The organism is Vibrio rubrogenes, from assembly GCF_059641415.1.
The window spans coordinates 1-25,000 of record NZ_JCARSY010000039.1 but is presented as its reverse complement, the minus strand read 5'-3'; the positions used below and the strand labels follow the sequence as shown (position 1 = coordinate 25,000).

Below are 25,000 nucleotides of genomic sequence, written 5' to 3'. Positions count from 1 at the left end.
TTAGCGATTGATCTGTTGTCCTAGCCTCAAGGCAGCAGCAATATTAAATGAACTCCGTATTACATTCGATTTGGATTGGGAAATGATTTCTTCGAAAGTCGTAATTTTGTAAACGGTCGCAAATGCAGCATCGATACCGTGCGAATAGACCTCCTCAATATCGTCGGCTAAAGCACCCGCAATCGCGACAACCGGCAAGTTGTTGCGTTTAGCAATATTTGCCACTCCTACAGGGACTTTACCGTTCACACTCTGACTATCTAAACGTCCTTCGCCAGTAATCACCAAGTCAGCTCCCTGAAGCAACGCTTCCAGCCCTAAAGCCTGAGTCATAATGTCAATCCCCGGACGAAGCTCAGCATTTAAGAAGGCACAAAAGGCAGCGCCCATGCCACCGGCGGCACCCGCGCCCGGAATATCATTCACTCGGATATTCATATCACGTTCTATCACTTCAGCAAAGTTTGCGAGTGCAGCATCAAGACGCTCAACCATTTCAGGCGACGCTCCTTTTTGCGGCCCATAAATATATGAAGCGCCATTTGTGCCAGTTAATGGGTTAGTCACATCACATGCCACTTCAATCAGGCATTGACTCAAACGTGGGTCAAGGCCACTGACATCAATGTGTTGCAGCGTTTCCAGAGCTAACCCACCATATGGCAATTCATTTCCCTGAATATCCTGAAACGACACGCCCATGGCCTGCATCATGCCACAGCCAGCATCATTGGTGGCACTTCCCCCGATGCACAGAATGAGATGTCTGATGCCCTGACCAAGCGCATGCTCGATCAATTGGCCTGTTCCATAACTCGTTGTAATATAAGGATTGCGTTGCTCTACAGGAATAAGTTCAAGACCGCTGGCTTCGGCCATTTCAATAAAAGCCGTCTTTTTATCGCCTGAAATACCATAAAATGCGGTGTGCAACTCTCCAAGCGGCCCAACGACCTGAGCTTGCATAAAATGACCGCCTGATGCGTCCACCAATACTTCTACGGATCCTTCTCCTCCATCAGCTACCGGGCACTTAACATATTCCCAATCAGGGAAAACCTTCTTAAATCCAATTTCAATAGCTTCAGCTACTTCAATTGCGCTTAGGCTTTCTTTATAAGAATCTGGAGCGATTACAATTTTCATCAACAACACACCACTTTGTTGGATTAGAAGACAGCAGGCTATAACAGCCTGCTGCTCGTCAATTAGCTCTCAACAGTCACTTTGGCTAATTTTTCATAATATAATGCTAATGCACAGTGGTCTTTGGATGCCAAGCCATCCGCTTTTAGCGCTTGCATCATTTCCATCACTTGTGCTGTTAACGGTAGCTGCGCACCCACACCATGTGAGGTATCAAGTGCATTTGCAAGGTCTTTGATGTGTAGGTCAACACGGAAACCCGATTCAAAATTACGATTAAGGACCATGGGGGCTTTCGCGTCAAGTACAGTACTGCCCGCAAGCCCACCGCGAATAGCCTGATAGACTAATTCTGGATCGACACCGGCTTTTTTTGCTAAAACTAAAGCTTCTGACATCGCTGCAATGTTAAGCGCAACAATGACTTGGTTAGCCAGTTTGGTGACGTTTCCTGCACCGATCTCCCCAGTATGCACAACGGAACCAGCCATTGCTTTCATAATATCGTAGTACTGATCAAATATTGCTTTGTCACCACCGACCATGATTGACAAAGTACCGTCTATCGCTTTTGGCTCACCGCCACTCACAGGTGCATCAAGCATGTTCATGCCTTTCGCTGCAAGTGCTGCCGCGATTTCCTGACTCGCCAGTGGTGCAATAGAGCTCATATCAATCAGCGTTAGGCCTTCTCGCGCACCTTCGACCAAACCGTTCTCGCCCAACGCAACTTCTTTAACGTGGGGTGAATTAGGCAACATCGTGATGATCACATCACTCGCCTGAGCGATTTCTTTCGGAGAGGTGACTAACTCAGCCCCGGCATCAACGAGTTCTTTTACCGTTTCTTGATTACGATCTAATACGACAAGAGAATAGCCTGCTTTTATCAGGTTTCTACTCATTGGTTTGCCCATAATGCCGAGACCAATAAATCCAATTTTCATAACGTGTCCTCTTTGCTGAATTACTTGATAAATTTCTGGCACAACGCTTGTGTCGCTGACTTAAACACCCCTAAGTCGCTCCCTACTGCGACTAAGTTTGCGCCCCACTCGATATAACGCTGCGCGTCATTGAAGACCGGTGCCAGAATGCCGATCGTTTTACCTTTGGCTTTGCCCTTTTCAAAAACCATCTGTATCGCCGTCTGAACGTCCGTGTGATTGGGGTCCCCTAAATGACCCAAAGCTGCAGCTAAGTCACTCGGACCGACAAATACGCCATCTATCCCATCGACAGCCAAGATGTCATCCAAGTTATCCAGTGCCAGCTGGCTTTCGATTTGAACAACAACACAAATGTTGTTATTGATGTTTTTGAAATAGTCAGGGATCGTGCCATAGCCATTGCTGCGGTGACCAACAGATACACCCCGAATGCCTTCTGGCGGATAACGTGTTGCTGCGACTGCGCGTTCAGCTTGATCTTTTGTTTCGACAAACGGAACGATCAGGTTGTAAAAACCAATATCTAGCAGACGCTTAATCACCGTCACATCATTCACTGGCGGACGGACGACCGGCACACTACGACTGTCTTTCAATGCCATCAACTGAGGGATAAAAGTTTGCACATCGTTTGGTGCATGCTCACCGTCAAGCAGAATCCAGTCAAACCCGGCAAGACCAAGAACCTCAGTGGTAATTGGACTGGCTAATGCACTCCAGCATCCAATGCGCTTTTCTTGATTAAGCAGAGCCGCTTTAAATTTATTTGGATAAATATTTTCGTTCATTTCGTTGTCCTTACGTTGTTCAGCGAACCAAACAAGGTTTCTTATTATCAAACTTCCAATTTGGGATCAGATACTGCATACCAATTGCATCATCACGAGCACCAAGACCCATTTTGTTGTACAGTTCATGCGCTTTTTCAACTTGAGCCATATCGATTTCAATGCCAAGCCCCGGTTTTTCTGGTACGGCGACGAATCCCCCGCGAATTTGGAGCGGATCTTTTGTCAAACGCTGATTACCTTCCTGCCAAATCCAATGGGTATCGATTGCCGTGATTTCGCCCGGAGCTGCGGCAGCAACGTGAGTAAACATCGCTAATGAAATATCGAAGTGATTATTGGAGTGAGAACCCCAAGTAAGTCCCCATTCATGGCACATTTGCGCCACTCGTACCGATCCTTCCATTGTCCAGAAGTGAGGATCGGCCAGAGGTATGTCAACAGACTGAAGTGAAATGGTATGACCCATCTGGCGCCAATCTGTCGCAATCATATTCGTTGCAGTTGGCAAACCGGTCGCCCGGCGAAATTCACTCATAATTTCTCGTCCGGAGAAACCTTGTTCCGCACCACATGGATCTTCGGCGTATGCTAAAACGTCTTTTAATTCTTTACCGATACGGATGGCTTCATCGAGTGACCACGCGCCGTTCGGATCAAGAGTTACACGAGCTTCCGGGAAACGACTTGCCAGTGCTTGAATGACTTCAGCTTCTTCTTCAGCACATAGCACACCACCTTTAAGCTTGAAGTCGTTAAAGCCATATTTTTCGTAAGACGCTTCCGCCAAACGCACCACCCCTTCTGCGGTGAGCGCTTCTTCATGACGAACGCGATACCAGTCACATTTATCGGTTGGCTGGCTTTGATATGGCAGATCGGTTTTATTGCGGTCACCAATAAAGAATAAATAGCCCAACATCTCTACTCGGTCACGCTGCTGACCTTCACCTAACAATGATGCCACAGAGACATTAAGCGCCTGACCCAACAGATCCAACATCGCTGATTCAATTGCAGTTACCGCATGAATCGTGGTTCTTAAATCAAACGTTTGCAGACCACGGCCTCCGGAGTCACGATCCGCGAAGGCTTGACGAACCCGATGCATTATATTTTTATACTCACCCAGACCACGACCAATAATAAAACCTTTCGAATCTTCAAGGGTCTTGCGAATATTTTCTCCGCCAGGTACTTCACCCAGACCAATATTTCCTGAGTTATCTTTCATAATGACGATATTACGTGTGAAGTACGGAGAATGGGCACCACTTAAATTAAGTAGCATACTGTCATAGCCGGCAACCGGGACAACTAACATACTCGAAATTACAGGCATACCTTGATCAAAATTCATAATATTCACCATTAAGCTACTTTCTTATTCACATGTGACTGTTTTTTTGATTTAACAGCCGAGCGAATTGCATAAACAACTGAAGCCAGAATGATTACCCAAAGAAAAACTGCAATCGGGCTTTTTGTAAAGAACACGGACAGCGTACCGTAGGACTCGATACTCTTCACAAAATAAACTTCTGCTGACTTCCCTAAAATAAATCCAATAATGAAAGGGACAACTTCCACCCCTAATTTCGGAGCAAGCACACCAAAGACACCGAACAGAATAAGTGTCCACACATCAAACATAACGCCATAATTGATCGCATAAGCACCAATCACACACATCATCACGATAATTGGGTACAGGATATATTTAGGAATCATGACAACTTTCGCGACGTAACGAATGGCGAAGAACATAATGGCAAACATTACAAAGTTAGCGAAAAACAGCGAGATGATGATGAAGTTCCAAGTTTCCAGATTATCACTGATAAACAATGGACCGACTTGAATACCCTGCAACGTAAAAGCGCCAATCAAAACCGCGGTTGTCGAGTCTCCGGGAATACCCAGTGAAAGCAGCGGAATCAACGCTCCCCCGGTCAGACCATTGTTGGCAGATTCAGAAGTAATGATACCTTCCGGACTGCCTTTCCCCATTGATTCTTTATTTTTACTGATATTCTTCTGCTGGGTGTAAGCCAAAACTGAAGCCGCACTGCCGCCGATCCCCGGTAACATGCCAACAAAAGTACCGATGGATGAAGAGCGAATTAAGTTAAAAATTTGGCCATGAAACACTTTCCAGTCAAAGCGAGATTTTTTGTCTAACTGAATCATGTCACTTTGGATATCGCCATTTTTATGATCACAACACGCGGCAATAATGGCGGCTAACCCAAACAGACCGATCAGTACAGGCAGCAACGAGAAGCCAAAGCTTAACTGCTCTTCCAACATGTGGGGCATGAGTCGGTATTCACCGTTACCACCGACCGAAATATCATAAGCGCCCACCAAACTAAACAAAATGCCGAGCAAGCCACTGAAAATCCCCATCAGATGATGTTTAGAAAGGGAAGAAATGACAGATAATGCCAGAAAGATAAGCAGGAATTTTTCAACCGTGGAAAACTTAATCGCAAAGTTCGCTAAAAACGGGGCGAAAAAGTAAAGCACCGCAGCACTAAACAGCCCACCGAACAGTGATGAAACGACCGCAACTTTTAATGCTTTTTCTCCCTGACCTTTTCGTGCCATCGGATAACCATCAAAAGTTGTGGTAATAGAAGACGGTGTACCAGGAATATTCAACAGTACAGCTGGGACCAATCCTCCCGAAATACCGCCGACATACAAACCAACCAGCAGTGCTAAACCATCGGTTAAGCCTAAGGAATAAGTTAACGGCAGACATACTGCAACCGCAAGGGTCGCTGTCATACCGGGAATTGCACCAAATATGATCCCTATTAATACACCGATAGTACTTAATAAAAACATATTGGCTGATAAATGTGACAAAATATCCATATGATTACCCACATTCAGGTTTTTATCTCACTTAATTTAAGGAAGGGTAATTGAGAAAAGTTGCCCTAATAAAAACCAAGCGATAACAGGTGACAAGATAGAATTTAAGCCAATAAAAATAATCTTTCTCTTTGTGATCTCTTTTTCGATAAAAAAAGGAATAACAAATAAAAAAGGAATTGTTGAAATTAAGAATGCATAGCCCGTATTGGGAAAAACTTCACTAAGCATTTCCATCCCGACAATGTAAACACTAATTATTATCAGAAAAAGATAAGCTTTATAGTTATATTGATTCAGCACAGATTTGAAAGAAAACCCTTGAATTGATTTGATTATAGTTTGTCTTTCTTTCACCAAGATAATCACTAATAAAGACATTAAGCAGGTAATGATAATTTTGGGAAAAAACCAATGCGATTGTTCGAAATTGATACTGACATCTAACATATCGTTTTCCTTGTGTAGGGTCGTTTTTTGATGCTACAGATTGATTGTTTTATGACTTAGTATAGGTCTGTCCCCTCCTGAGTACTTTAGTCAAATGTACAAATTTCACCTCAACTTAGATAAAGAATTTGTACAGATTCACAATCTCATGTGACATTGCACTCACGAAGTTAAGATATTGTTTTTATTAAATAAATTTCAACTCAATCAATCAAAATTTACAGATTATCGGACACATGACAAAAATAGGAAGTCATGTCATAAATTACAAAATTGCCATTTTTATTCCACGACCAGAAACCCAATCTTAAGCACCGTCGTTATCGACAATTTTTCTTCAATAATTAAGATTCGAGACTGAAAAATTTGATGTCCCGGCTCAATCTTTCATACTGACTTTTTATGACATCATCTGGCACATCTTTTTTATATTCTTGACAACATTGGTTAGTCATTGCCATGCAAAACACCTTGTATCCACGTGCTTCTGCAAGTTCATAAAAATAAGTCATGTCGTCGTACACAGAGAAGGTATTTGTTACTGCAATCGATGTTACCCCTTTGTCCATTAACGCTTTAACACCATGACGACAATATTCATCTGCGTAAGGCTTAAGCTTTTCATTCCACTTATTTTGACCATATTGCATGTAATAATCCCAGCAGGAAACAATATGCTCGTTATCTAATAGCGTTCTGATGAATTCAGTTTTACCGGTACCGAATGGACCACGAATAATATAAAGGTATTTCATAATAGATCCTCACATAAATTATCTCGATATGGCGAGTATATAGATAACAATAAAAATGAGCCTATCGAGCATAGGCTCATGCAGTTTGTTTCTACTCAGTAATATTATCTAATATGACTTTATACTTGTTATTTTTCTCTTGGAGGTGCTTAAATGCCTCTTTTGAATTTCGGTAATCGGGAACAAAGAACGCTTTTTCAAAGGTTTTCTGAATCTGACCTTCATCGTAAATTTCTTTGAGTGCTTTATCGATATAGGCGATTTTTTCTTTTGCCATACTCTTGTTGTACAAGAAGAAAAATTCTTTATCAAAAGTAAAATTCGTTGTTGCATCAATAGGCACAACAACTTCCGGCTCAGCATAGGAATAGATCTGTTCCTTCGTCAGTTGACCAAAACCATTAGTATTCACCTTTGCAATGGTATTTTTCGTCGAAGTTAGCCAAACAAATTTCATCGCTTTCTGGTCAGATTCAGGGAGTCGGGTAAACTGTTCATTCGCGGGTAAACTGCCTTGGATCATATCTGCCAAACCATCAAACAACTGCTGGTTCTTATCTGCCTGAGATCCCGTATTGACTGCAACGAAATTTTTCTCCTGACCCGGATATTTCAGTTTAATTGCGTTTTTAATCGCACTGTAACCAATCTCAGATACACCGCCGGGTTGAATCGCGACCCGAATAGTTTGGCCATGACCGGCAGCATCCATCACGTCAGCCAATGTGTTGTAAGGAGACTTTTTCGGTAACAGGTACGCATTTGCAGGATTGATAGCAAAAGTAGGGCCAATAATGTACTGTTTAAAAATGTTGTAATACCCACGAGTGCCATACAAATTACCTAAGTATGACTGATCGTGGAATATCATAATCGTACTCCCATTTTTTACACGATTCAGCGTATTGAATGCTGCGCTGGAACCCACGGCATCCACTTTGATGTTCGCATCCAGTTTTTTTGCCAGCGCTTCCGAAATAATGGCAGCAGCTTGATAAGTATCACCACCCGTAGACTTAGAACCAATGACGACACGAATGTTGCCGAAGTCCGGTTTATCCGCACTCAATGCGATCATAGGGAGCGTCATTAAAGACAGAGCAATGACATTTCTCACGAATTTTTTCATGTTTTCCTCTCACTTCACGTTATATGTAGGTTTTATCAGTTCTCATTAAGTTATCGGTGCAGGGTTAAATACAGCCAGTGCATTGTGTAGCCCCCATTGATCGGAATAAGTTTGTTTTTCACCACTGGCCACAGCCAAAATGTAATGAAAAATTTCCCACCCCATTTCTTCGAGTGTGTTTTCGCCCGTAGCTACGGTACCGGCATTAATGTCCATCAGGTCGTGCCAGCGTTTTGCCAATGAAGTACGCGTCGCCACTTTAATCACAGGTATCGCTTCCAGACCATATGGCGTGCCACGCCCAGTGGTAAACACCTGAACAGTAATGCCAGATGACACTTGTTGTGTTCCACACACGAAATCACTGGCTGGTGTTGCTGCGAAAATCAAACCTTTCTTCGTCGGACGCTGCCCGGGAGAAAGAACTTCAACGATTGCGCTACTTCCTGACTTCACAATGGAGCCCAATGCCTTTTCGACAACGTTTGCCAAACCTCCTTTTTTGTTTCCCGGAGAAGGATTTTCTCTTCGGTCTGTTTTGCCCAGACTCAGATAGTTGTCATACCAAGCCATTTCTTCTATTAATCGTTTACCTACCTCTTCATCCACACAACGAGGGCCAAGTAAGTAAACAGCGTCACGAACTTCTGTGACTTCAGAAAACATCACCGTCGCACCACAGCGAACCAATAAATCAGATGCATATCCGACAGATGGATTAGCCGTGACACCAGAAAATGCGTCACTGCCACCACATTGCATACCAACCACCAGCTCAGAGACTGGACAGTCTTCACGCTGACGTTGATTCAGCTTGCGCAGGTGCTTTTCAGCCGTCGCTAAAATACTGCGGACCATCGACTGAAAACCAATATGATTGTCGCTTTGAAGAGAAATAATACTGTCAGGTTCAATCTCTATCGTCTGTACATCTTCCGTGCCTTTTAGCAGCTTTTCCGGTTGTAGTTTTTCACACCCCAGACCGACGACCATGACTTCACCACCGAAATTCGGGTTAAGCGACAGATTGTGAATCGTGCGAATAGGAATGACCGATGCAGGTGCATTAATTGCAACCCCACAGCCATATAAATGGTTCAGTGCCACAACGCCATCGACGTTAGGAAACCCAGATAATAAATCCCGCTTGATCAAATTAACCACGTAATCGACGACGCCGGCGACACAATGCACACTCGTCGTAATACCCAATAAGTTTTTGGTGCCGACACTACCGTCCGGATTACGATAGCCTTTGAATGTGTACCCAGTTAACTGAGGCAATGGTTCGGGAATACGAGTTGCCAAAGGAATGTCTTCCAGTGGTGGCGCCTCTGGAATATCGACAAGAAACTCATTAACCCATCCCCCCTTTGGAATAGCGGTATTCGCATAGCCAATGACTTCTCCATAACGTAAGATTCTCTCACCGGGACTCAGATCTTGCAGTGCAACTTTGTGCCCCTCAGGTATATCTTCCTGTAAAGGAAATTCCTGATTAAACAGCGTTCCTTTCGGTAACCCACCATCATTGACGACAATGGCAACATTATCGTCAGGGTGAACTTTGATATAACGAGGCGACACATTCTTCATAATGAGGGTTCTTATTTTTTATTGACTCATTAAAAGCTAAATGATTAGCACAAATTTAACATCGGAACTCTTATCAAAAAGTTCACTTTTTATTCACCAATGTTTTGTTATAAATTACAAACTCAGCGATAAATATCACATTGAGAGTGACTTCTTAATTTGGGTTGTATGGTGCGCAATGGCTTTGCCGCTCTCTGAGCCATTCACGCGCGCCCCAGACACTTTTGCCTTAGCCGCAAAAGTGTCCCAAAAGGCCTGTTGAAAAAAGAGCTGTTGATTCGAGGGCGTTGTCGGGCCGGCTTTTATGAGCAGTCCCTTGCTCAGAAAATCCTCAAAAATCGTCCTGACTTTTGCCCTGGATTTCTTTGATTTGCCACCAAACAGAGGCAGCCATCGCTGCCCCACTCTAGATTTAATCTTCCCGCAAATATTCCTCTTCTGAAGCGGTAATCAAATTATGCAGAAAAGTCAGCACATGCCAGAGTTCGCAGTAATTGGTGCTAGGGTCGGTACATGAGCCCTGAAGGATCATCAGGTATTGACGGGCAAGGAGATGTAAAGGTTTATTGATTTGTTGAAGTTCTGAATTCGGCATAATCGCCCCTCTTGGAAGTTGATATCTGTCATCACCACCAAGAGGTTCGAATCTCTGAAGGTGGTGAGCTGAACAAGGTTCGAACTACCGCACTTCCGAACGGCCAACCAGAGGTTGCCTTGCCAGCCCACCGTAACTTGAGCGAGCTAAGGCTACACATAAAGCTTATGCGATACAAGGCATGGGTCTTTATATGCAGGAAGTGAATGTGCGGGGTTCGAATCCCGGCACCGCTTTTTCCGGTGCTTGAGAATCGTAATCGCTGTGGGGGTTCATAGCGATTGCCCGGTTACCGGATTTTGTGGTGTGTCGGAGAGATTGGTACTTTGGGTAACATGGGGTTTTCTGTTTTATGCGAGTGATATCTTACTTTTGACGGGTTGTATGGTGCGCAATGACTTTGCCGCTCTCTGTGCCATTGATGCATGCGCCCCAAAAGTGTCCAATTAAAAAACATCTCATAAAGCTCAGTTCTAGAGCTTTATGAGAGAAATACAAATTCACGTCACTTCATCTGACATGAATTATCTAACATATCAACTGCACTTGAATAATTATCATCAACAACGAATTTAACAATCGCGTTACTGTCTGATTTCTTCCAGAAGATAGTAAATCCTTTATATTCTTGAGAAAACCATCTATCTGTTTTTCTTATTTCATTACATGGGACACTGACGTTACTAGCCATTGACAAGAGTGACATTTCCTTTGATACGATGTCCTCTTTAAAATTAGATATTTTATTTTCAAAATAAACACTAGATAATGCAGCACCAATACAAAAAGATGCGACTAAAGACAATAAAGCAATACCGAATTTCATAATTTCTCCAAGTCAATGAAAACCGGAGTCCCCATTGGCGTCCAGTTAAACAGCATTCTAGCATTTATTTCTGACAGCCTTACACAACCATGAGAGCCAAATGCATTTATTCCTACGGATTTCAGCCATGTGGTGACACCAACTGCATGTGACTGATGGATTGCTTTTCCATCATAGGTGAAAAACATGGCATAGTTCATCTGTGCATCATACGTTCGGCTTCGGTAGATTTCATATTTTCTCATTATCTTATGTAGTGATGGCCACGTTGCTGTAGGATGAGAACTATCACCAGATGTGCAGTAAAAGTCAAAAGCCAAACTAGATCCAGAATATGCATATAGATTTTGCTTATCTAAATCAACAATTATCGTTTTATCAGAAGATCGAACACCACCAAGAAACAAGATAGTATTTTCATTAGGCGATACGACTCCATCAGGATTTCCTAATTTCTGAAAATTTCTCTGAAAATATTTTATAGCAGTCGTTAACTTGTCTATACATCCAGTCTCATTCAGTGAAGGTACATACATTTCAGAAAGAGCTTTACTATACTTAGACTGATTCTTCCTCTCCGATAAAAGATTTATTATATTTTCCACATCCAATGGATCATTATTGGATTTATATCCGACACTGCCATTAATAGATATCATTCCTCTACCCACCAAAACTATTCAAATTATATTATAATCCGTTGATAGCTTTCACCATCCTCCCTGATCCCAATTATCATACCCCATAGTCCCACAGACATTGTGGTTCCAAGTAATTTCTTGATAACTAAGAGCTATTACTTCACACATTTCATGTTGATAGTTATGAACAGTATGAGGAAGTGAAAAACTGATATCTGAAATCACAGCTTTTTTCAATTCAATTGAATAAAATTTTTCATTATAACCTTGTTCATTTGTGCGGAAGAAATCAATGACGCAGTTTAAATGTTCTTGTTTAGCAAAAGCAGTGGCAAGCAATGGTGTCGATTTGTCTATATTTTTTGTAATAAAAATTGGTGAATGATTTTTACTATGCTGCTGTGGATTTTTCGACATATGATGATCACAGGCTAAAACTGTAATTTCATTTTTATGTGGTTCTTGAAATTTATTACCCATTGAATCTTTTGTATTACAACCGCTGGAAATTAAACCTTGCTTTTCACCATTAATGGTAATGTACGCCACATGTGCCATGGAATGAACCCTTATATTAATCAACTTCAACCATTGTATTTTAAATAAAATTTATCTCTATTGATTAATGATATATTAATTTGAAAATAGGTTTTATCCTCAAAAACAAATCAAATTGATTACGATATTATTAATTAATAGCATGACTGGATTTATTATCTGATATAAATATCAATATTAAAAGGGCAGCCATCGCTGCCCCACTCTAGATTTAATCTTCCCGCAGATATTCCTCTTCTGAAGCGGTAATCAAATTATGCAGAAAAGTCAGCACATGCCAGAGTTCGCAGTAATTGGTGCTAGGGTCGGTACATGAGCCCTGAAGAATCATCAGGTATTGGCGGGCAAGAAGATGTAAGGGTTTATTGATTTGCTGTTCAGGATTTGAATTTGTCATAAGAGACTCCACATGTATTGTTGAAGAATCACCATTCTCAAAGGTCCTAATCAATGAGGTGGCGAGCTAAGAAGGGTTTAGGACTACCGATACATGTGGAGAACGGCCAGCACGAAGCTGCCCTTGCCTAGCTCACCATAATTCAGGCGCAGTATGCCATATTCAGATGAATCAAAGCTATACACAAAGCATCAGCAATCGCTGACTCTTTTGTGCCACATGTAAATTGTCGGAAGTCCTAAATCCCGGCACCGCTTTTTCCGGTGCTTGAGAATCGTAATCGCTGTGGGGGTTCATGGCGATTGCCCGGTTGCCGGATTTTGTGGTGTGTCGGAGAGATTGGTACTTTGGGTAACATGGGGTTTTCTGTTTTATGCGAGTGATATCTTAATTTTGACGGGTTGTATGGTGCGCAATGGCTTTGCCGATCTGTGCCATTGATGCACGCGCCCCAGACACTTTTGCCTTGCCCGCAAAAGTGTCCAAAAAGGCCGGTTAATTCGGGCGCGTTGTCGGAGATGTAAAGGTTTATTGATTTATTGAAGTTCTGAATTCGGCATGATCGCCTCTCATTTCTCACCTTGCCCGGCTATCGCTTTGGCATGTTCAAAGACCTCATTGATATAGGGATGCGGGCTTTTGGCATCGGCCAGTCGCACCAACACAATTTCCAGTGGCTCGCGATAGTCTGACCAAATGTGAACGAGCCTGCCGTCATCGATATATGCCTTCGCTACGGAATAAGGAATGCAAGCCACACCATTGCCGTGTATCGCCATCGGCAGCAGAGATTCAGAAATGGTGGATTGGAAAACAACCGAGAGTTTTTTCGCCTGAGGTGTGGCGTTAAACAGCGGCTGAGACAGCTCCAAAAGCTGAGAAGACGGTGCATACGTCAAATGGGGAATGGATACTTCTTCCAGCAATTCGAGCGAGAACGATGTACCACAAACCCAAATCAGTGCGTCATCCGCCAATTTTAACACTTCAAATTCATCAGATTCGAAATAGCGTGCCGCTTGGTTGCTTTGATAAAACAGTAAACAATCGGCTCGCTGAGATTGCAATGCAGCCTGATAGCCGGTCACTGAACGCACCCCGGAATCGATGCTACTGACAAGCGGTGTTGTCATGTAGTTCAATATTTGCGTAAACCACTGCGGGAAAAAGTTACAAGCCAAAGTATGCAAAGATGCAAACACCATCGGGTTCGGTTTATTGGCCACCATCTCTTCACAGCGTTCCGCCATTTGCACCATTTCTGCGGCAATGGGATAAAGCCTTTTGCCTTCCGGTGTTAACTTGACGGGTGTCCGGCTTCGATCAAACAGTTCAACATTCAGATGCTGCTCCAGCTGCTGAATTCTGCGACTAAACGCGGCTTGAGAAGACGCATTTAATTGAGCGGCCAATGAAAATTTTTGGCAATCTGCCAAGGTGATAAAATCCTTTAACCAGCGAACATTCATCCTTTAATTCCTTCATCGTCACATTATCGAAATTTTGCATAAGTCATGCAAAATACAAGACATCAAATGCTTCCAATCAGTATAGATAAACGCATAGATTATCATCAAAGGAAAGGGAAATTTAACAATAACCCCATTAAACTGTAATAAATAAAAGGATTTATTATGAGACTTAAGTCAATAGCAGTTATTGCATATGGATTACTGTCCGTCGGTTTCTCAACGGCCAGTTATGCAAATCTTAAAGACGATATTATTCAACGTGGTACGCTGAAATGTGGTGTTTCAAGCGACAAAATGGGCTTTTCATACATCAATGACCAAGGTAAATGGGCAGGCATGGATGTGGATTACTGCCGTGCGGTCGCGGCGGCTGTTTTAGGTGACCCGAAAAAAGTTGAATACATTACCACCACTTCCAAAAACCGCTTCACCTCCCTCGCTTCCGGCGAAATCGATATTCTGTCGCGTTCGACAACCTGGACGGTTTCTCGCGATGCCAAACTGGGTGCTGACTTCACCACGATCTGGTTTTATGACGGTCAAGGTTTCATGACCCGTAAATCTCTCGGAATTAAATCAGCAACAGAGCTCAATGGTGCAACGTTTTGTCTCTCTCCGGGGACCACCTCTGAACATAACCTTGCTGACTACTTCGGATCAAGAGGGCTGACTTATCGTTCCGTTGTTTTTGAAAAGACTGAAGAGCTGTACGCGGCATACCAAAAAGGCCGGTGCGATGCACTCACCAATGATGTCACAGGATTAGCGGCGCGCCGTACCCTGTTTAAAGATCCAAACCAGCACGTCATTCTCCCGGAAGTGATTTCAAAAGAACCGCTTGGCCCTTACGTCAAACAAGGCGATAACGAATGGCGTGATGTCGTTACCATGGTCGGTAACGCGCTGATCGAAGCTGAAGAGTTAGGTGTCACACAACAAAATGCCGCAAAGCTGGCTAAATCATCACCAAAGCCTAAGATTAAACGTCTGCTTGGGACTGAAGGCAGCCTTGGCACAGATTTAGGTCTGAAACCGGACTGGGCACTGAAAGCGATTGAAGCAACCGGGAACTACGGTGAAATTTTTGCCCGCAATGTCGGAGTCAATTCATCCCTGAAATTTGAACGTGGAGCGAACGCGCTATACACCAACGGTGGCTTAATGTACTCCCCGCCTTTCCGTTAATCGACTTTAACGACCAGCCTGCGTTTGCGTGGGCTGACCTTCCATGGACAGGTTGGAATCACACATGAAATTGACCAAAGGAACTTTGATAGACTGGGGCCAGCAAGCCTTACTGTTAATCACAGTGACACTCTTATTTTGGTACTTAGGTACTAACGCTTCTGAAAATATTGGCAAACTTGGTATTACCACGGGTTTTGACTTTCTTCGTGAACGTGCCGGTTATGACATCTCGTTTAGCCTGATTGATTACAACCAAAATGATACCTACTTAAAAGCCTACTACGTGGGGGTTGCCAACACACTGCTGGTTTCGTTTTTAAGTATCATTCTGGCAACCGTCATTGGCTTTATTATCGGTGTCGGTCGCGTCTCGAATAACTGGGTGGTCAGTCGCCTGTGCCGTGCATACGTGGAATTGGTTCGTAATGTACCACTCGTGGTTCAGCTCGTTTGGTGGTATGCCCTGTTCCTCAGCTTGCCGGCGATTCGCAACAGTATTCAGCTAAGCGATAACATTTACCTTTCTAACCGTGGCTTGGCCATTCCTCATTTGTCATTCGCGGGCTGGGGCGGCTATATATTTCTCGCGTTGCTTGTCTCGTGTTGTGCGGCATTTGCCTATCGCAGAGCGGTGATCAGCAAGGTTCAGTGGGTCGGTTTTACCCCGGTTTTATGGCCCCGGCTATTGGCGATCATCGTGTCGTTACCCTTGTTGGTGGTTCTCTATACTCTGGTCTCCGGCAACTTCGAGTACAACACACCAAAGCTGGCCGGATTTAACTTTCAGGGCGGGATGATTGTGATTCCGGAACTGGTCGCGCTGTGGATTGCGCTCTCGGTTTACAGTGCCAGTTACATTGCGGAAATCGTTCGGGGCTGTATTCAGTCCATCGCCAAAGGCCAGCACGAAGCCGGAAAAGCACTTGGATTTAACGATTCAGCCATTATGTGGAAATTGATTGTGCCGCAGGCCATTTATCCGATGGTGCCGCAAATCACCAGTGTTTACCTGAATATTATTAAGAACTCGTCACTCGGTGTCGTGATCGGCTTTATGGAGCTGGTGTCCTCTACCGGCGGTACGACCTTAAACAATACCGGACAGGCTATTGAGTGCATCCTGATCGTAATGGGGACGTATTGTGTTTTCAGCCTGGTCACCAGCTTACTGATGAACTGGTACAACTCACACGTTGCGATAGGGAAATAAACATGCAAAGTAAAACTATCATGACATATATTGAACCTCGCCCGGCGATTGAAATAAAAGCGGGATGGCAAGCATGGTGCCGTCAGAATTTGTTCTCTTCGGTATTCAATACTTTTCTCACCATCGCAGGCTTACTGTTTGTTATCTGGCTAGTCCCGACACTGCTGAACTGGTTTATTTTTGATGCCACGTTTGTCGGAGAATCCCAAGCGGACTGCGTGTCTGGCGGTGCCTGTTGGTTACCCGTGGTGAACCGTATCGAACTGTTCACTTATGGCATGTATCCGGAAGCGCAACAATGGCGCGTCGATGTCGCCTTTGGTTTAGCGGCCATCGCGATCCCGATGCTGTACATCAAACGCTTTAATAAGCTGGTAATGCTCTGTTATATCGCTGTTTTGCCTTTTGCAATGTGGATGCTGCTCAAGGGCGGAACCTTTGGTTTAGAGACCATCTCGACCACCAAATTTGCCGGCATTATGCTGACCCTGTTTTTGGCTATTTTCGGCATGGTGTTTGCGCTGCCCCTTGGCATCTTACTTGCCTTAGGACGCCGCTCAAAACGGCCAGTGATTCACTGGCTCAGTGTGGCTTACATCGAATTGGTGCGCTCCGTTCCTGTCATCACCTTGCTGTTTATGGCCTCGCTCATGATCCAGTTATTCCTGCCACCGGGTCAAGAATTCGATGTGTTGTTACGTGTGGTTGCGGTACTGGTGCTGTTCACTGCGGCTTATATGGCTGAGACAATTCGCGGTGGCCTGCAATCGATTCCTCAGGGACAGTTTGAGGCGGCTCAAGCCCTTGGTTTCGGTTACTGGAAAATGATGGGAAAGATCATTCTTCCGCAAGTCCTGAAAAACTCGATTCCACCGTTGCTGAATCAATTTGTCGGTATTTTAAAAGAGACCACGCTGGTGATGATCGTCGGTGTGTTAGACGTGGTCGGTGTTGCTTCGAGCACACTCTCCAACGCGAAATGGGTTGGATTAGAAAATGAAATGTACGCATTTCTGGCGGTGTTTTTCTTTATCTGCTGTTTTTCACTCTCTCAGTACGCTGCTCATTTAGAACGCCGCTTAAAATAATGCCCCTTTAGGAGAAGTCACACATGGAAGTCATCAACACCAAGAATTTAAATAAGTGGTACGACTCATACCATGCGCTGCGCGATATCAATCTCAGCGTGAAGAAAGGCGAACGTATCGTGATTTGCGGCCCTTCGGGGTCAGGAAAATCAACGCTGATCCGCTGTATCAACCAGTTGGAAAAGCACCAATCCGGCTCGCTCAATGTGTTCGGTCAGGAAGTCAGTGACACCCCCAAAGACCTGATTGAACTGCGTAAGCAAGTGGGGATGTGTTTTCAGTCGTTCAACCTGTTCCCTCACCTCACCGTGCTGGAAAATTGCGTCTTACCGCAGACTGCAAACCTAGGCACCAAAGAGTCCATTGCGATTGATAAAGCGTTAAGCTTACTGAAAAAAGTGAAGATCAAAGAGCAAGCCAACAAATATCCGACCCAACTTTCCGGTGGTCAGCAACAGCGGGTTGCGATTGCCCGCGCACTGTGTATGAATCCTGAGGTAATGTTGTTTGATGAACCCACCTCAGCGCTCGACCCGGAAATGATCGCGGAAGTATTGGATGTTATGACCGACCTTGCCAGCGAAGGGATGACCATGCTGTGCGTGACGCATGAGATGGGCTTTGCCCGCAAAGTCGCTGACCGAGTCATCTTTATGGACCAAGGGCAGATCGTTGAAGAAAACAATCCTGAAGCATTTTTCTCAGCCCCCAAATCACCTCGCACACGCGAGTTTCTCAATCAGCTGATTCATCACTAAGGACGTATATGTTAAACGAGTATTCTATTGCGATTCACGGCGGCGCAGGGGCAATGTCTAAAGGCAAGTTAACCCCGGAACAAGAATTAGAAATTACGACGGTCTTGAAAAACATTGTCGAAGACGGTTTAGCCAGCCTGAAAGAAGGTGCCAGTGCGCTGGATGTGGTTCAGGTTGCCGTCAACATGCTGGAAGATTGCGTGTGGTTTAATGCAGGCAAAGGTGCGGTATTCAATCATGCAGGGACTCATGAGCTCGATGCGTCGATCATGTGCGGCAAAACCCTTGATGCCGGTGCAGTATCGGGAATACGTTACAGTCCGAATCCGATTAACGTCGCCCGGGCAGTCATGGACAACTCCCCTCACGTCTATCTGGGCGGTGAAGGCGCAGAGCAGTTTGTGCGCGATATCGGGTTGGTCGAAGTAGACAACACCTACTTCTCCACAGAGATGCGCTACCAGCAGCTTCAATCGGCCTTGAAAGCACAGGAAGTCATTCTCGAACCCACCCAGAACGACTACAAATACGGGACGGTTGGTGCTGTCGCATTTGATAAACACGGCAATCTGGCCGCTGCCACATCGACCGGAGGAATCACCAACAAACAATATGGCCGCATTGGCGATTCACCGGTGATTGGCGCCGGGACTTATGCCAACAACCAAACTTGTGCAGTTTCAGCGACAGGCCATGGCGAGCATTTCCTCAGACATGTGGTTGCCCACAATATTTCATCCCGAATGGCGCTGGCACACGAAAGTCTGGAGCAAGCCGCCAATCATGTGATCTTTACCGATCTGAAAAGCACCGGAGGCAGTGGTGGTGTGATTGCTGTCGATCACCAAGGGAACATGACCCTGCCATTCAACACCGAAGGCATGTACCGGGGCTGGGGCGGCTCGAACCAACCTGTACAAGCAAAGATTTACGAATAGCAATCCACTGCGCTACCACGCAAAATCCAAACGGTTCAATTGACGTCAGACTCCCTCTGGCTGGCGTCGATTCATGCGAAAGTTTCCGTTGTCAACCATCGACTTCTTTAAGAGAAGTGTCATATTATTATTCTCAATTTATCAGTCATTCCTAATCATTTATTTATTATCATACCCCATACAAAATAAGTAGCATATTGCAATGTATTTAGTCTTGCGGATATAGCTTTCAAATCCCTATATCTCCGCCAGATTCAAGAGATAATCCACTGGAAACAGTGTGGCTTTCGTTTCTTTACGTTTCAGTTCTCACTTATTGTTTCGTCGCATTATCCTAAATATTTACAGTGTTTAGTGATTTCTTTCACTAACATTTTTTCTAATACCTGATATTCATCCAATAACCCAAATAGACTTTAAAGCTATTTTTTGCGTATAATTGTCAAAAATGGATACTAAAATGGTATTTGATATGCTTATTGAGTTATTTGTAGAAAACTTTAGATCAATTCGTGATCGGCAGCAGTTCAGCTTAATTAAATCTACTAATGATGATATTAGAGATAATTTTTTTACGTTAGACACACCCCAAAATACATCCCTATTGAGATCAGCTGCCGTTTATGGAGCCAATGCTGCCGGGAAATCAAACTTTATTCTTGCGTTGGGAACGATGAAAAGGATTGTCTTGACCTCTGCCAAAGATTCTCAACGTGGTGAGCGCCTTCCTGTTAAACCTTTCTTGCTATCTAAAGAAACTTCCAATTCTCCTACAGAGTTTGAAGTTGTGTTCATCAGCCAAGGTGTCAAATACCAATATGGTTTCTCTTTAACAAAAGACCATATCGAAGAAGAATGGCTTTTTGCATTTCCAAAAGGTAGACCACAACGATGGTTTATCAGAGCGTTTGATAAAGAAATTGGTGAATACGCTTGGGATTTTTCAAAATTATTTCAAGGTAATAAGCAAATTTGGAAAGATACTACAAAATCCAACTCTCTTTTCCTATCTACAGCCGTAATGCTGAATAGTGAACAGCTACAGCCAATCTATGATTGGTTCAAAGACACGCTCAAAGTTGCTGGTATTGGTGGTTGGGGACCAAGTTTTACCGCTGGATTATGTGAAGAACAGGAAAGTAAGCGAGAAGTCCTTAAATTTCTGAAATCAGCAGATCTCGATATCACTGATATTTTATTGGAACAAAAAAAGATTGATGACAGCTTCTTTTCCTCAGATATACCCCAAGAAGTCAAGGATGCGCTTCTCGCAGACCTAGAAGAGAAAGAGTTTGTTGATATTAAAACTATTCACAAAGGGTACGAAGGACTCTCAGTTCCATTTGATCTTGAAGATGAATCTGATGGAACAAAAAAATTGTTTTCATTTGCTGGACCTTGGTTAGATAGTCTAAAGAATGGGCGAGTTTTATTCATTGATGAACTACACGATAGTCTTCACCCTAATATGGTTAAGTTTCTGATTAATCTATTTAACAATAAAGAAACCAATCCGAATAATGCTCAACTTGTCTTTACTACTCACGAAACATCGGTGCTAGATCAAAATGTGTTTAGGCGAGATCAAATCTGGTTTTGTGAAAAGAAAAATGGAGAATCAAGCCTCTTCCCTTTAACAGATTTTAGCCCAAGAAAGGGAACTGAAAATCTCGAGAAAGCGTACTTATCTGGACGTTATGGTGCTCTTCCTCTTGTCAGTAATTTGGAATTTTTAGGAGATACTGATGGGAAGTGAGGATCTTTTTAAGAAACGGAAAGCTCGTAAAGCAGAGGATCAAGCGAGAAAAAAAGCGAAAAGAAAGCCATATGACAAGGTTTTAATCGTTTGTGAAGGTGAGAAAACAGAACCCATATATTTTGAAGAAGTACGAGTGATTTATGAGCTAGATACCACGAATGTTGAAGTTGATGGTAATTGTGGATCAAGCCCTATAAATGTTGTAAATCACGCTTATAACTTGCACTTAAAAGCCTTAAAGGCTGATGACATATATAACCGAGTTTTTTGCGTATTCGACAAAGATAATCATAGCTCATTTGATGAAGCAATATTGAAAGTGGATCAGATCAATGCTCAACTAAAAAAAGATAACTTAGATGAAGATATTGTATTCGAGTGCATACCCTCTATTCCATCTTTTGAATATTGGTTCTTACTACATTACGACCCGACAACAAAACCATACGCAGCTACACCAACAAAGAGTGTAGGAGACTTGGTGATTGATGATCTGAAAACTTATCTACCTTCTTATAAGAAAACGCAAAAAGGATTATTCAAGAAGTCTATTGATGAAAACACATTAAATGCAGCGAAAGCCCACTCAAAACGGATTTATGATAATGCCAAGCAATCAGGTGTAACTAACCCATCCACACTAGTCCACCATTTAGTCGAGTATTTGGAAGAACTCAAAGAGAAGAAAAAAGAGAAATAAAATAGTGTCACCCGCCCTCACATGAAGGCACACACGTTGAAAATTGCTCTTCAAGCCATTGCTGAAATTGCTGCTCTTGGGTTCCCGATGCTTGTGATTGTCGCAATAATACATAGTGATAACCGGACAAAATAAAGCCAAAAGGAGCAACCAGTCTGCCATTTGCCAAATCATCAGCGACCAAGGGATATGAACCGATTGCTGCCCCCAACCCATCGACAGCCGCTTGTAAACAGAAATAAAAATGGTCGAATGATTGACTAACACTATTCAGGTGAAGTTCATGGTTTGATCGGCTTGACCAATCCTCCCACGCGCCACGGCGTGTCTCACTGTGAAGCAGGGTGATAGTGGAAAAATCATGTTGAACCTGATGCCAGTATTGCGGAGAAAACACCGGCCCGACCCACTCTTCCGCTAACGGATGCACCCCATAGTTTGACGGGATATCAAAGTCATCACGACGAATGGCCATCGATAAACCTGACTCGCCTAAGGTAACAGGGCCGCCTGCCGTCGATAGCCTGATATCAACGCCAGATGTCTGGTAATAGTCCGCCAGTCTCGGCATCAGCCAACGCATGGTTAATGTCGGCTCGCAGGATACTTCAAGATAATGAACCGAGGTGCTCTTTATCTTATGAATGCCGGTGCCTAACGCATTAAAAGCAACATCCGTGTACTGTTTCAGCAGAGTCCCCTCCGGCGTCAGTCTCAATCCTCGTCCTTGCTTGTAAAACAGTGGCTGAGCAAGGTGAGCTTCTAATAATTTGATCTGCTTACTCACCGCACCGTGAGTGATGTGAAGCTTATCTGCCGTCTCAGTGAAACTGGCAGACTCAGCAGCGATGTGAAAAACATGAAAAGCTTTCAGGTGTCTCATTTGTGAATTTTTCTCACATAATATGTGCAATCTTTTCGATTATAACTTGCTCTCTGATAGTTACAATAATCTCAAATCAACCGATGAGAGAACGGATATGGAAATCACAAGCTATATCATTTTGGGATTGTTAATTGTCATAAGCCCCGGGGCAGACTTTGTGCTCGTGGTCAAAAACAGCCTGAGCAGTGGCAGGAAAGCAGGATTGTTGACCGGACTGGGCATTGGGGTTGGCGTCTGCATCCATATTACCTACTCAATTCTTGGCATCAGTCACTTATTGTCACAGAACGTGGTACTGTTCAACATGATTAAATATGCCGGCTCAGCCTATTTAATCTACTTGGGGGTAACTGCCCTTTTTTGCTCAAAGTTTACATTCAGTCATAAAACGGCGTCCCGACCACAGGAGGCGCACAACCCCCGCAAATGTTTTACACAGGGCTTTTTCTGTAACCTGTTAAATCCGAAAACGATGCTGTTTTTTCTCAGTGTATTTAGTCAAATCGTCTCCCCTGACATGGATAACAGCACACCATTTGCGTTGATTTATGGGCTGTACATTGCTGCATTGCATATTTTGTGGTTCTGCCTGATCGCGTTTCTGATTACTTCTGAGAAAATATTAGCGGTCTTCCAGAGGATCGGACATCGGGTTAATCAGGTCTGTGGTGTCGGACTGATCACCTTCGGTGCAACGCTATCACTCTCTCACTAACCAACATTGTGAGATCATAGGCACACTGTTAATTATTCAAGACAAAATCAAGCACCCTAGGCATGAACTGTCATGGATTTTATCTGATTGTTTAACAACCGGATTGCGGCTCAAGCCCTGTGACGAAAGTAACAGGGCGCTTCTTTATGAATTGAACACGTCACACAAGATAATTCTGTCAGAAAATACTCAGTAATGAAAAAGCATAATATATCGAGTTCATATACTAAGCACTTGGTTCCACTAATTTCATATAGACAAGCAAACAAAAATCGGGAAATAACCGGCATGTTGTTTAACAAAAAAAATTATGCAATATATTGAAAACAATACCTTTGTACATATTTGGTGCAAAATGTAACCGATTGCACTCAAATAATACAAAAAATGCATTTTTATTACAAAAAACACCACTTTTAAATGGCACGAATCATGCTGTATTAACATTGCAGTATTTTCTATTAAAAGGACTTTGTAATGAAAAAAAGATATTTGGTTTCTGCAATCATGTTACTCACCAGCATGTCAAGTTATGCTGATAATTTACCTCATGTAACAATCTACGCTACAGGCGGAACGATTGCAGGTGCATCAGCTTCAAATGTGGACAGTACGGACTATAAAGCAGGCAGCTTAGGGGTTGATAAACTGATCCACGCAGTACCAGAGTTAAAAGAGTTCGCGGATGTAAGTGGCGTCCAGATCGCTAACGTAGGGTCGCCTGACATCGACAAAAAGACGCTCCTGAATATGGCGAAAACCATTAATAAAGATTTAGCCAAAGATGAGACACACGGAGTTGTGGTGACTCATGGGACAGATACATTAGAAGAAACCGCTTTTTTCTTGGATCTGACGGTTAACAGTAAAAAACCTGTCGTCGTCGTTGGTGCCATGAGACCGGCAACAGCAATCAGTGCGGATGGTGCGATGAATTTATATGATGCGGTCAAACTGGCGAGTGTTGATGAAGCAAATGGTCGCGGCACGATGGTTGCTATGAATGACCGTATCAGCCCGGCTTACTATGTGACAAAAACAAATACGCACGCCGTAGAAACTTTCCAAGCACCAGAGGCGGGTTATATCGGTGGTTTTCTCAGTGGGCAACCCTACTTTTATTACAAAAACACGCAACCGATGGAAAAGCCTCATTTTGACATCTCAGATATCAAAGAGCTGCCTAAGGTCGATATCTTATATAGCTATCAGGATCAGGACGATTCACTGATTAAAGCCGCAATTAAAAACGGTGCGAAAGGGATTGTCATTGCAGGTACAGGAGATGGCTCAACACCATCTTGGATTCAAGACACAATTAAGGATGCCATGAAAAAAGGGATTCCGGTTGTAGTGGCGAGTCGTGTTTATACGGGTTATGTTTCAACTCATGACAATGCAATCGGTTCAGGGTTCTATAACCCACAGAAATCAAAAGTGATTTTAGAGCTAGCTTTAGCTAAAGGCGAATCCGTGGATGAGATTCGCAAATACTTTGCTAAACTCTAAACATTAGTATAACCAATTGATTTATACGATATGAAAATTTAGAAAAAAGGATGGGTTACCATC

The 25,000-nt window shown here is 43.4% G+C and carries 25 protein-coding genes; 9 read left to right on the top strand and 16 right to left on the bottom strand.

Annotated elements, in window-relative coordinates:
- The 15 genes from AC55NX_RS18275 to AC55NX_RS18205 all read right to left on the bottom strand — a co-directional run bounded on the left by AC55NX_RS18275 (nucleotide 1) and on the right by AC55NX_RS18205 (nucleotide 14,183).
- Nucleotides 1-1,146 (bottom strand): glycerate kinase, encoded by a 1,146-nt coding sequence (locus AC55NX_RS18275; RefSeq protein WP_496997034.1) that lies wholly within the window; start codon nucleotides 1,144-1,146, stop codon nucleotides 1-3.
- Nucleotides 1,147-1,208: 62 nt separating this feature from the next.
- The gene (gene garR, locus AC55NX_RS18270) at nucleotides 1,209-2,093 is read right to left on the bottom strand and encodes a 2-hydroxy-3-oxopropionate reductase (RefSeq protein ID WP_496997033.1); all 885 of its coding nucleotides are present in this window, start codon (nucleotides 2,091-2,093) and stop codon (nucleotides 1,209-1,211) included.
- A 20-nt stretch (nucleotides 2,094-2,113) separates the two neighbouring features.
- The gene (gene garL / locus AC55NX_RS18265) at nucleotides 2,114-2,884 is read right to left on the bottom strand and encodes a 2-dehydro-3-deoxyglucarate aldolase (RefSeq protein WP_496997032.1); all 771 of its coding nucleotides are present in this window, start codon (nucleotides 2,882-2,884) and stop codon (nucleotides 2,114-2,116) included.
- 19 nt (nucleotides 2,885-2,903) lie between these two features.
- Nucleotides 2,904-4,244 (bottom strand): glucarate dehydratase, encoded by a 1,341-nt coding sequence (gene gudD / locus AC55NX_RS18260; protein WP_496997031.1) that lies wholly within the window; start codon nucleotides 4,242-4,244, stop codon nucleotides 2,904-2,906.
- Between the two features lie 11 nt (nucleotides 4,245-4,255).
- Nucleotides 4,256-5,767, bottom strand: a complete 1,512-nt coding sequence (locus AC55NX_RS18255; RefSeq protein WP_496997030.1) for a tripartite tricarboxylate transporter permease — start codon at nucleotides 5,765-5,767, stop codon at nucleotides 4,256-4,258.
- A gap of 36 nt (nucleotides 5,768-5,803) precedes the next feature.
- Nucleotides 5,804-6,217, bottom strand: coding sequence for a tripartite tricarboxylate transporter TctB family protein (locus AC55NX_RS18250; RefSeq protein WP_496997029.1), 414 nt, complete (start codon nucleotides 6,215-6,217; stop codon nucleotides 5,804-5,806).
- 344 nt (nucleotides 6,218-6,561) lie between these two features.
- Entirely contained in the window at nucleotides 6,562-6,972 is a 411-nt protein-coding gene (locus tag AC55NX_RS18245; RefSeq protein WP_496997028.1) for a hypothetical protein, read from the bottom strand.
- A 91-nt stretch (nucleotides 6,973-7,063) separates the two neighbouring features.
- A complete protein-coding gene (locus AC55NX_RS18240; protein ID WP_496997027.1) occupies nucleotides 7,064-8,101 on the bottom strand; it encodes a type 2 periplasmic-binding domain-containing protein in 1,038 nt (345 codons plus the stop codon).
- Nucleotides 8,102-8,146: 45 nt separating this feature from the next.
- Complete coding sequence (gene garD / locus AC55NX_RS18235) at nucleotides 8,147-9,697, bottom strand: galactarate dehydratase (RefSeq protein WP_496997026.1); 1,551 nt, start codon at nucleotides 9,695-9,697, stop codon at nucleotides 8,147-8,149.
- 412 nt (nucleotides 9,698-10,109) lie between these two features.
- Nucleotides 10,110-10,292 (bottom strand): hypothetical protein, encoded by a 183-nt coding sequence (locus AC55NX_RS18230; protein ID WP_496997025.1) that lies wholly within the window; start codon nucleotides 10,290-10,292, stop codon nucleotides 10,110-10,112.
- 505 nt (nucleotides 10,293-10,797) lie between these two features.
- Entirely contained in the window at nucleotides 10,798-11,118 is a 321-nt protein-coding gene (locus AC55NX_RS18225) for a hypothetical protein (protein ID WP_496997024.1), read from the bottom strand.
- Nucleotides 11,115-11,777, bottom strand: coding sequence for a L,D-transpeptidase (locus AC55NX_RS18220; protein ID WP_496997023.1), 663 nt, complete (start codon nucleotides 11,775-11,777; stop codon nucleotides 11,115-11,117). Before AC55NX_RS18220 ends, AC55NX_RS18225 begins: the two co-directional genes overlap by 4 nt.
- Nucleotides 11,778-11,828: 51 nt before the next feature.
- The gene (locus AC55NX_RS18215; RefSeq protein WP_496997022.1) at nucleotides 11,829-12,317 is read right to left on the bottom strand and encodes an Hcp family type VI secretion system effector; all 489 of its coding nucleotides are present in this window, start codon (nucleotides 12,315-12,317) and stop codon (nucleotides 11,829-11,831) included.
- Nucleotides 12,318-12,528: 211 nt separating this feature from the next.
- Nucleotides 12,529-12,714 (bottom strand): hypothetical protein, encoded by a 186-nt coding sequence (locus tag AC55NX_RS18210; RefSeq protein WP_496997021.1) that lies wholly within the window; start codon nucleotides 12,712-12,714, stop codon nucleotides 12,529-12,531.
- A gap of 569 nt (nucleotides 12,715-13,283) precedes the next feature.
- Nucleotides 13,284-14,183: a LysR family transcriptional regulator gene (locus tag AC55NX_RS18205; protein WP_059121172.1), complete on the bottom strand. Its 900-nt coding sequence runs from the start codon at nucleotides 14,181-14,183 to the stop codon at nucleotides 13,284-13,286.
- Between the two features lie 165 nt (nucleotides 14,184-14,348).
- Here AC55NX_RS18205 and AC55NX_RS18200 point away from each other — a divergent pair, with 165 nt between their 5' ends.
- The 7 genes from AC55NX_RS18200 (at nucleotide 14,349) to AC55NX_RS18170 (ending at nucleotide 21,827) form a co-directional block, all read left to right on the top strand.
- On the top strand, nucleotides 14,349-15,371 hold the full coding sequence (locus AC55NX_RS18200) for an amino acid ABC transporter substrate-binding protein (RefSeq protein WP_496997020.1): 1,023 nt from the start codon (nucleotides 14,349-14,351) through the stop codon (nucleotides 15,369-15,371).
- 64 nt (nucleotides 15,372-15,435) lie between these two features.
- Complete coding sequence (locus tag AC55NX_RS18195; RefSeq protein ID WP_496997019.1) at nucleotides 15,436-16,584, top strand: amino acid ABC transporter permease; 1,149 nt, start codon at nucleotides 15,436-15,438, stop codon at nucleotides 16,582-16,584.
- A 2-nt stretch (nucleotides 16,585-16,586) separates the two neighbouring features.
- Complete coding sequence (locus AC55NX_RS18190) at nucleotides 16,587-17,672, top strand: amino acid ABC transporter permease (protein WP_059121175.1); 1,086 nt, start codon at nucleotides 16,587-16,589, stop codon at nucleotides 17,670-17,672.
- Nucleotides 17,673-17,695: 23 nt separating this feature from the next.
- Nucleotides 17,696-18,430: an amino acid ABC transporter ATP-binding protein gene (locus AC55NX_RS18185; RefSeq protein WP_496997018.1), complete on the top strand. Its 735-nt coding sequence runs from the start codon at nucleotides 17,696-17,698 to the stop codon at nucleotides 18,428-18,430.
- Between the two features lie 8 nt (nucleotides 18,431-18,438).
- On the top strand, nucleotides 18,439-19,368 hold the full coding sequence (locus AC55NX_RS18180) for an isoaspartyl peptidase/L-asparaginase family protein (RefSeq protein ID WP_496997017.1): 930 nt from the start codon (nucleotides 18,439-18,441) through the stop codon (nucleotides 19,366-19,368).
- Nucleotides 19,369-19,828: 460 nt separating this feature from the next.
- On the top strand, nucleotides 19,829-21,124 hold the full coding sequence (locus tag AC55NX_RS18175; RefSeq protein ID WP_496997016.1) for an AAA family ATPase: 1,296 nt from the start codon (nucleotides 19,829-19,831) through the stop codon (nucleotides 21,122-21,124).
- Entirely contained in the window at nucleotides 21,114-21,827 is a 714-nt protein-coding gene (locus AC55NX_RS18170) for an RloB family protein (protein ID WP_496997015.1), read from the top strand. The genes AC55NX_RS18175 and AC55NX_RS18170 overlap by 11 nt, the downstream gene beginning before the upstream one ends.
- A 7-nt stretch (nucleotides 21,828-21,834) precedes the next feature.
- Here the strand turns inward: AC55NX_RS18170 and AC55NX_RS18165 are convergent, their stop codons facing one another.
- Nucleotides 21,835-22,710, bottom strand: a complete 876-nt coding sequence (locus tag AC55NX_RS18165; RefSeq protein ID WP_496997014.1) for a LysR family transcriptional regulator — start codon at nucleotides 22,708-22,710, stop codon at nucleotides 21,835-21,837.
- 97 nt (nucleotides 22,711-22,807) lie between these two features.
- Here AC55NX_RS18165 and AC55NX_RS18160 point away from each other — a divergent pair, with 97 nt between their 5' ends.
- Together AC55NX_RS18160 and AC55NX_RS18155 are read left to right on the top strand one after the other, a co-directional pair.
- Nucleotides 22,808-23,428, top strand: a complete 621-nt coding sequence (locus AC55NX_RS18160; protein WP_496997013.1) for a LysE family translocator — start codon at nucleotides 22,808-22,810, stop codon at nucleotides 23,426-23,428.
- Between the two features lie 477 nt (nucleotides 23,429-23,905).
- Entirely contained in the window at nucleotides 23,906-24,937 is a 1,032-nt protein-coding gene (locus AC55NX_RS18155; protein WP_496997012.1) for an asparaginase, read from the top strand.
- The last annotated feature ends 63 nt before the right edge of the window (nucleotides 24,938-25,000 follow it).

Coding starts and splice junctions, on each gene's coding strand:
- AC55NX_RS18275 (WP_496997034.1), bottom strand. CDS start 1,146: ATGAAAATTGTAATCGCTCCAGATTCTTATAAAGAAAGCCTAAGCGCA.
- garR (WP_496997033.1), bottom strand. CDS start 2,093: ATGAAAATTGGATTTATTGGTCTCGGCATTATGGGCAAACCAATGAGT.
- garL (WP_496997032.1), bottom strand. CDS start 2,884: ATGAACGAAAATATTTATCCAAATAAATTTAAAGCGGCTCTGCTTAAT.
- gudD (WP_496997031.1), bottom strand. CDS start 4,244: ATGAATTTTGATCAAGGTATGCCTGTAATTTCGAGTATGTTAGTTGTC.
- AC55NX_RS18255 (WP_496997030.1), bottom strand. CDS start 5,767: ATGGATATTTTGTCACATTTATCAGCCAATATGTTTTTATTAAGTACT.
- AC55NX_RS18250 (WP_496997029.1), bottom strand. CDS start 6,217: ATGTTAGATGTCAGTATCAATTTCGAACAATCGCATTGGTTTTTTCCC.
- AC55NX_RS18245 (WP_496997028.1), bottom strand. CDS start 6,972: ATGAAATACCTTTATATTATTCGTGGTCCATTCGGTACCGGTAAAACT.
- AC55NX_RS18240 (WP_496997027.1), bottom strand. CDS start 8,101: ATGAAAAAATTCGTGAGAAATGTCATTGCTCTGTCTTTAATGACGCTC.
- garD (WP_496997026.1), bottom strand. CDS start 9,697: ATGAAGAATGTGTCGCCTCGTTATATCAAAGTTCACCCTGACGATAAT.
- AC55NX_RS18230 (WP_496997025.1), bottom strand. CDS start 10,292: ATGCCGAATTCAGAACTTCAACAAATCAATAAACCTTTACATCTCCTT.
- AC55NX_RS18225 (WP_496997024.1), bottom strand. CDS start 11,118: ATGAAATTCGGTATTGCTTTATTGTCTTTAGTCGCATCTTTTTGTATT.
- AC55NX_RS18220 (WP_496997023.1), bottom strand. CDS start 11,777: ATGATATCTATTAATGGCAGTGTCGGATATAAATCCAATAATGATCCA.
- AC55NX_RS18215 (WP_496997022.1), bottom strand. CDS start 12,317: ATGGCACATGTGGCGTACATTACCATTAATGGTGAAAAGCAAGGTTTA.
- AC55NX_RS18210 (WP_496997021.1), bottom strand. CDS start 12,714: ATGACAAATTCAAATCCTGAACAGCAAATCAATAAACCCTTACATCTT.
- AC55NX_RS18205 (WP_059121172.1), bottom strand. CDS start 14,183: ATGAATGTTCGCTGGTTAAAGGATTTTATCACCTTGGCAGATTGCCAA.
- AC55NX_RS18200 (WP_496997020.1), top strand. CDS start 14,349: ATGAGACTTAAGTCAATAGCAGTTATTGCATATGGATTACTGTCCGTC.
- AC55NX_RS18195 (WP_496997019.1), top strand. CDS start 15,436: ATGAAATTGACCAAAGGAACTTTGATAGACTGGGGCCAGCAAGCCTTA.
- AC55NX_RS18190 (WP_059121175.1), top strand. CDS start 16,587: ATGCAAAGTAAAACTATCATGACATATATTGAACCTCGCCCGGCGATT.
- AC55NX_RS18185 (WP_496997018.1), top strand. CDS start 17,696: ATGGAAGTCATCAACACCAAGAATTTAAATAAGTGGTACGACTCATAC.
- AC55NX_RS18180 (WP_496997017.1), top strand. CDS start 18,439: ATGTTAAACGAGTATTCTATTGCGATTCACGGCGGCGCAGGGGCAATG.
- AC55NX_RS18175 (WP_496997016.1), top strand. CDS start 19,829: ATGGTATTTGATATGCTTATTGAGTTATTTGTAGAAAACTTTAGATCA.
- AC55NX_RS18170 (WP_496997015.1), top strand. CDS start 21,114: ATGGGAAGTGAGGATCTTTTTAAGAAACGGAAAGCTCGTAAAGCAGAG.
- AC55NX_RS18165 (WP_496997014.1), bottom strand. CDS start 22,710: ATGAGACACCTGAAAGCTTTTCATGTTTTTCACATCGCTGCTGAGTCT.
- AC55NX_RS18160 (WP_496997013.1), top strand. CDS start 22,808: ATGGAAATCACAAGCTATATCATTTTGGGATTGTTAATTGTCATAAGC.
- AC55NX_RS18155 (WP_496997012.1), top strand. CDS start 23,906: ATGAAAAAAAGATATTTGGTTTCTGCAATCATGTTACTCACCAGCATG.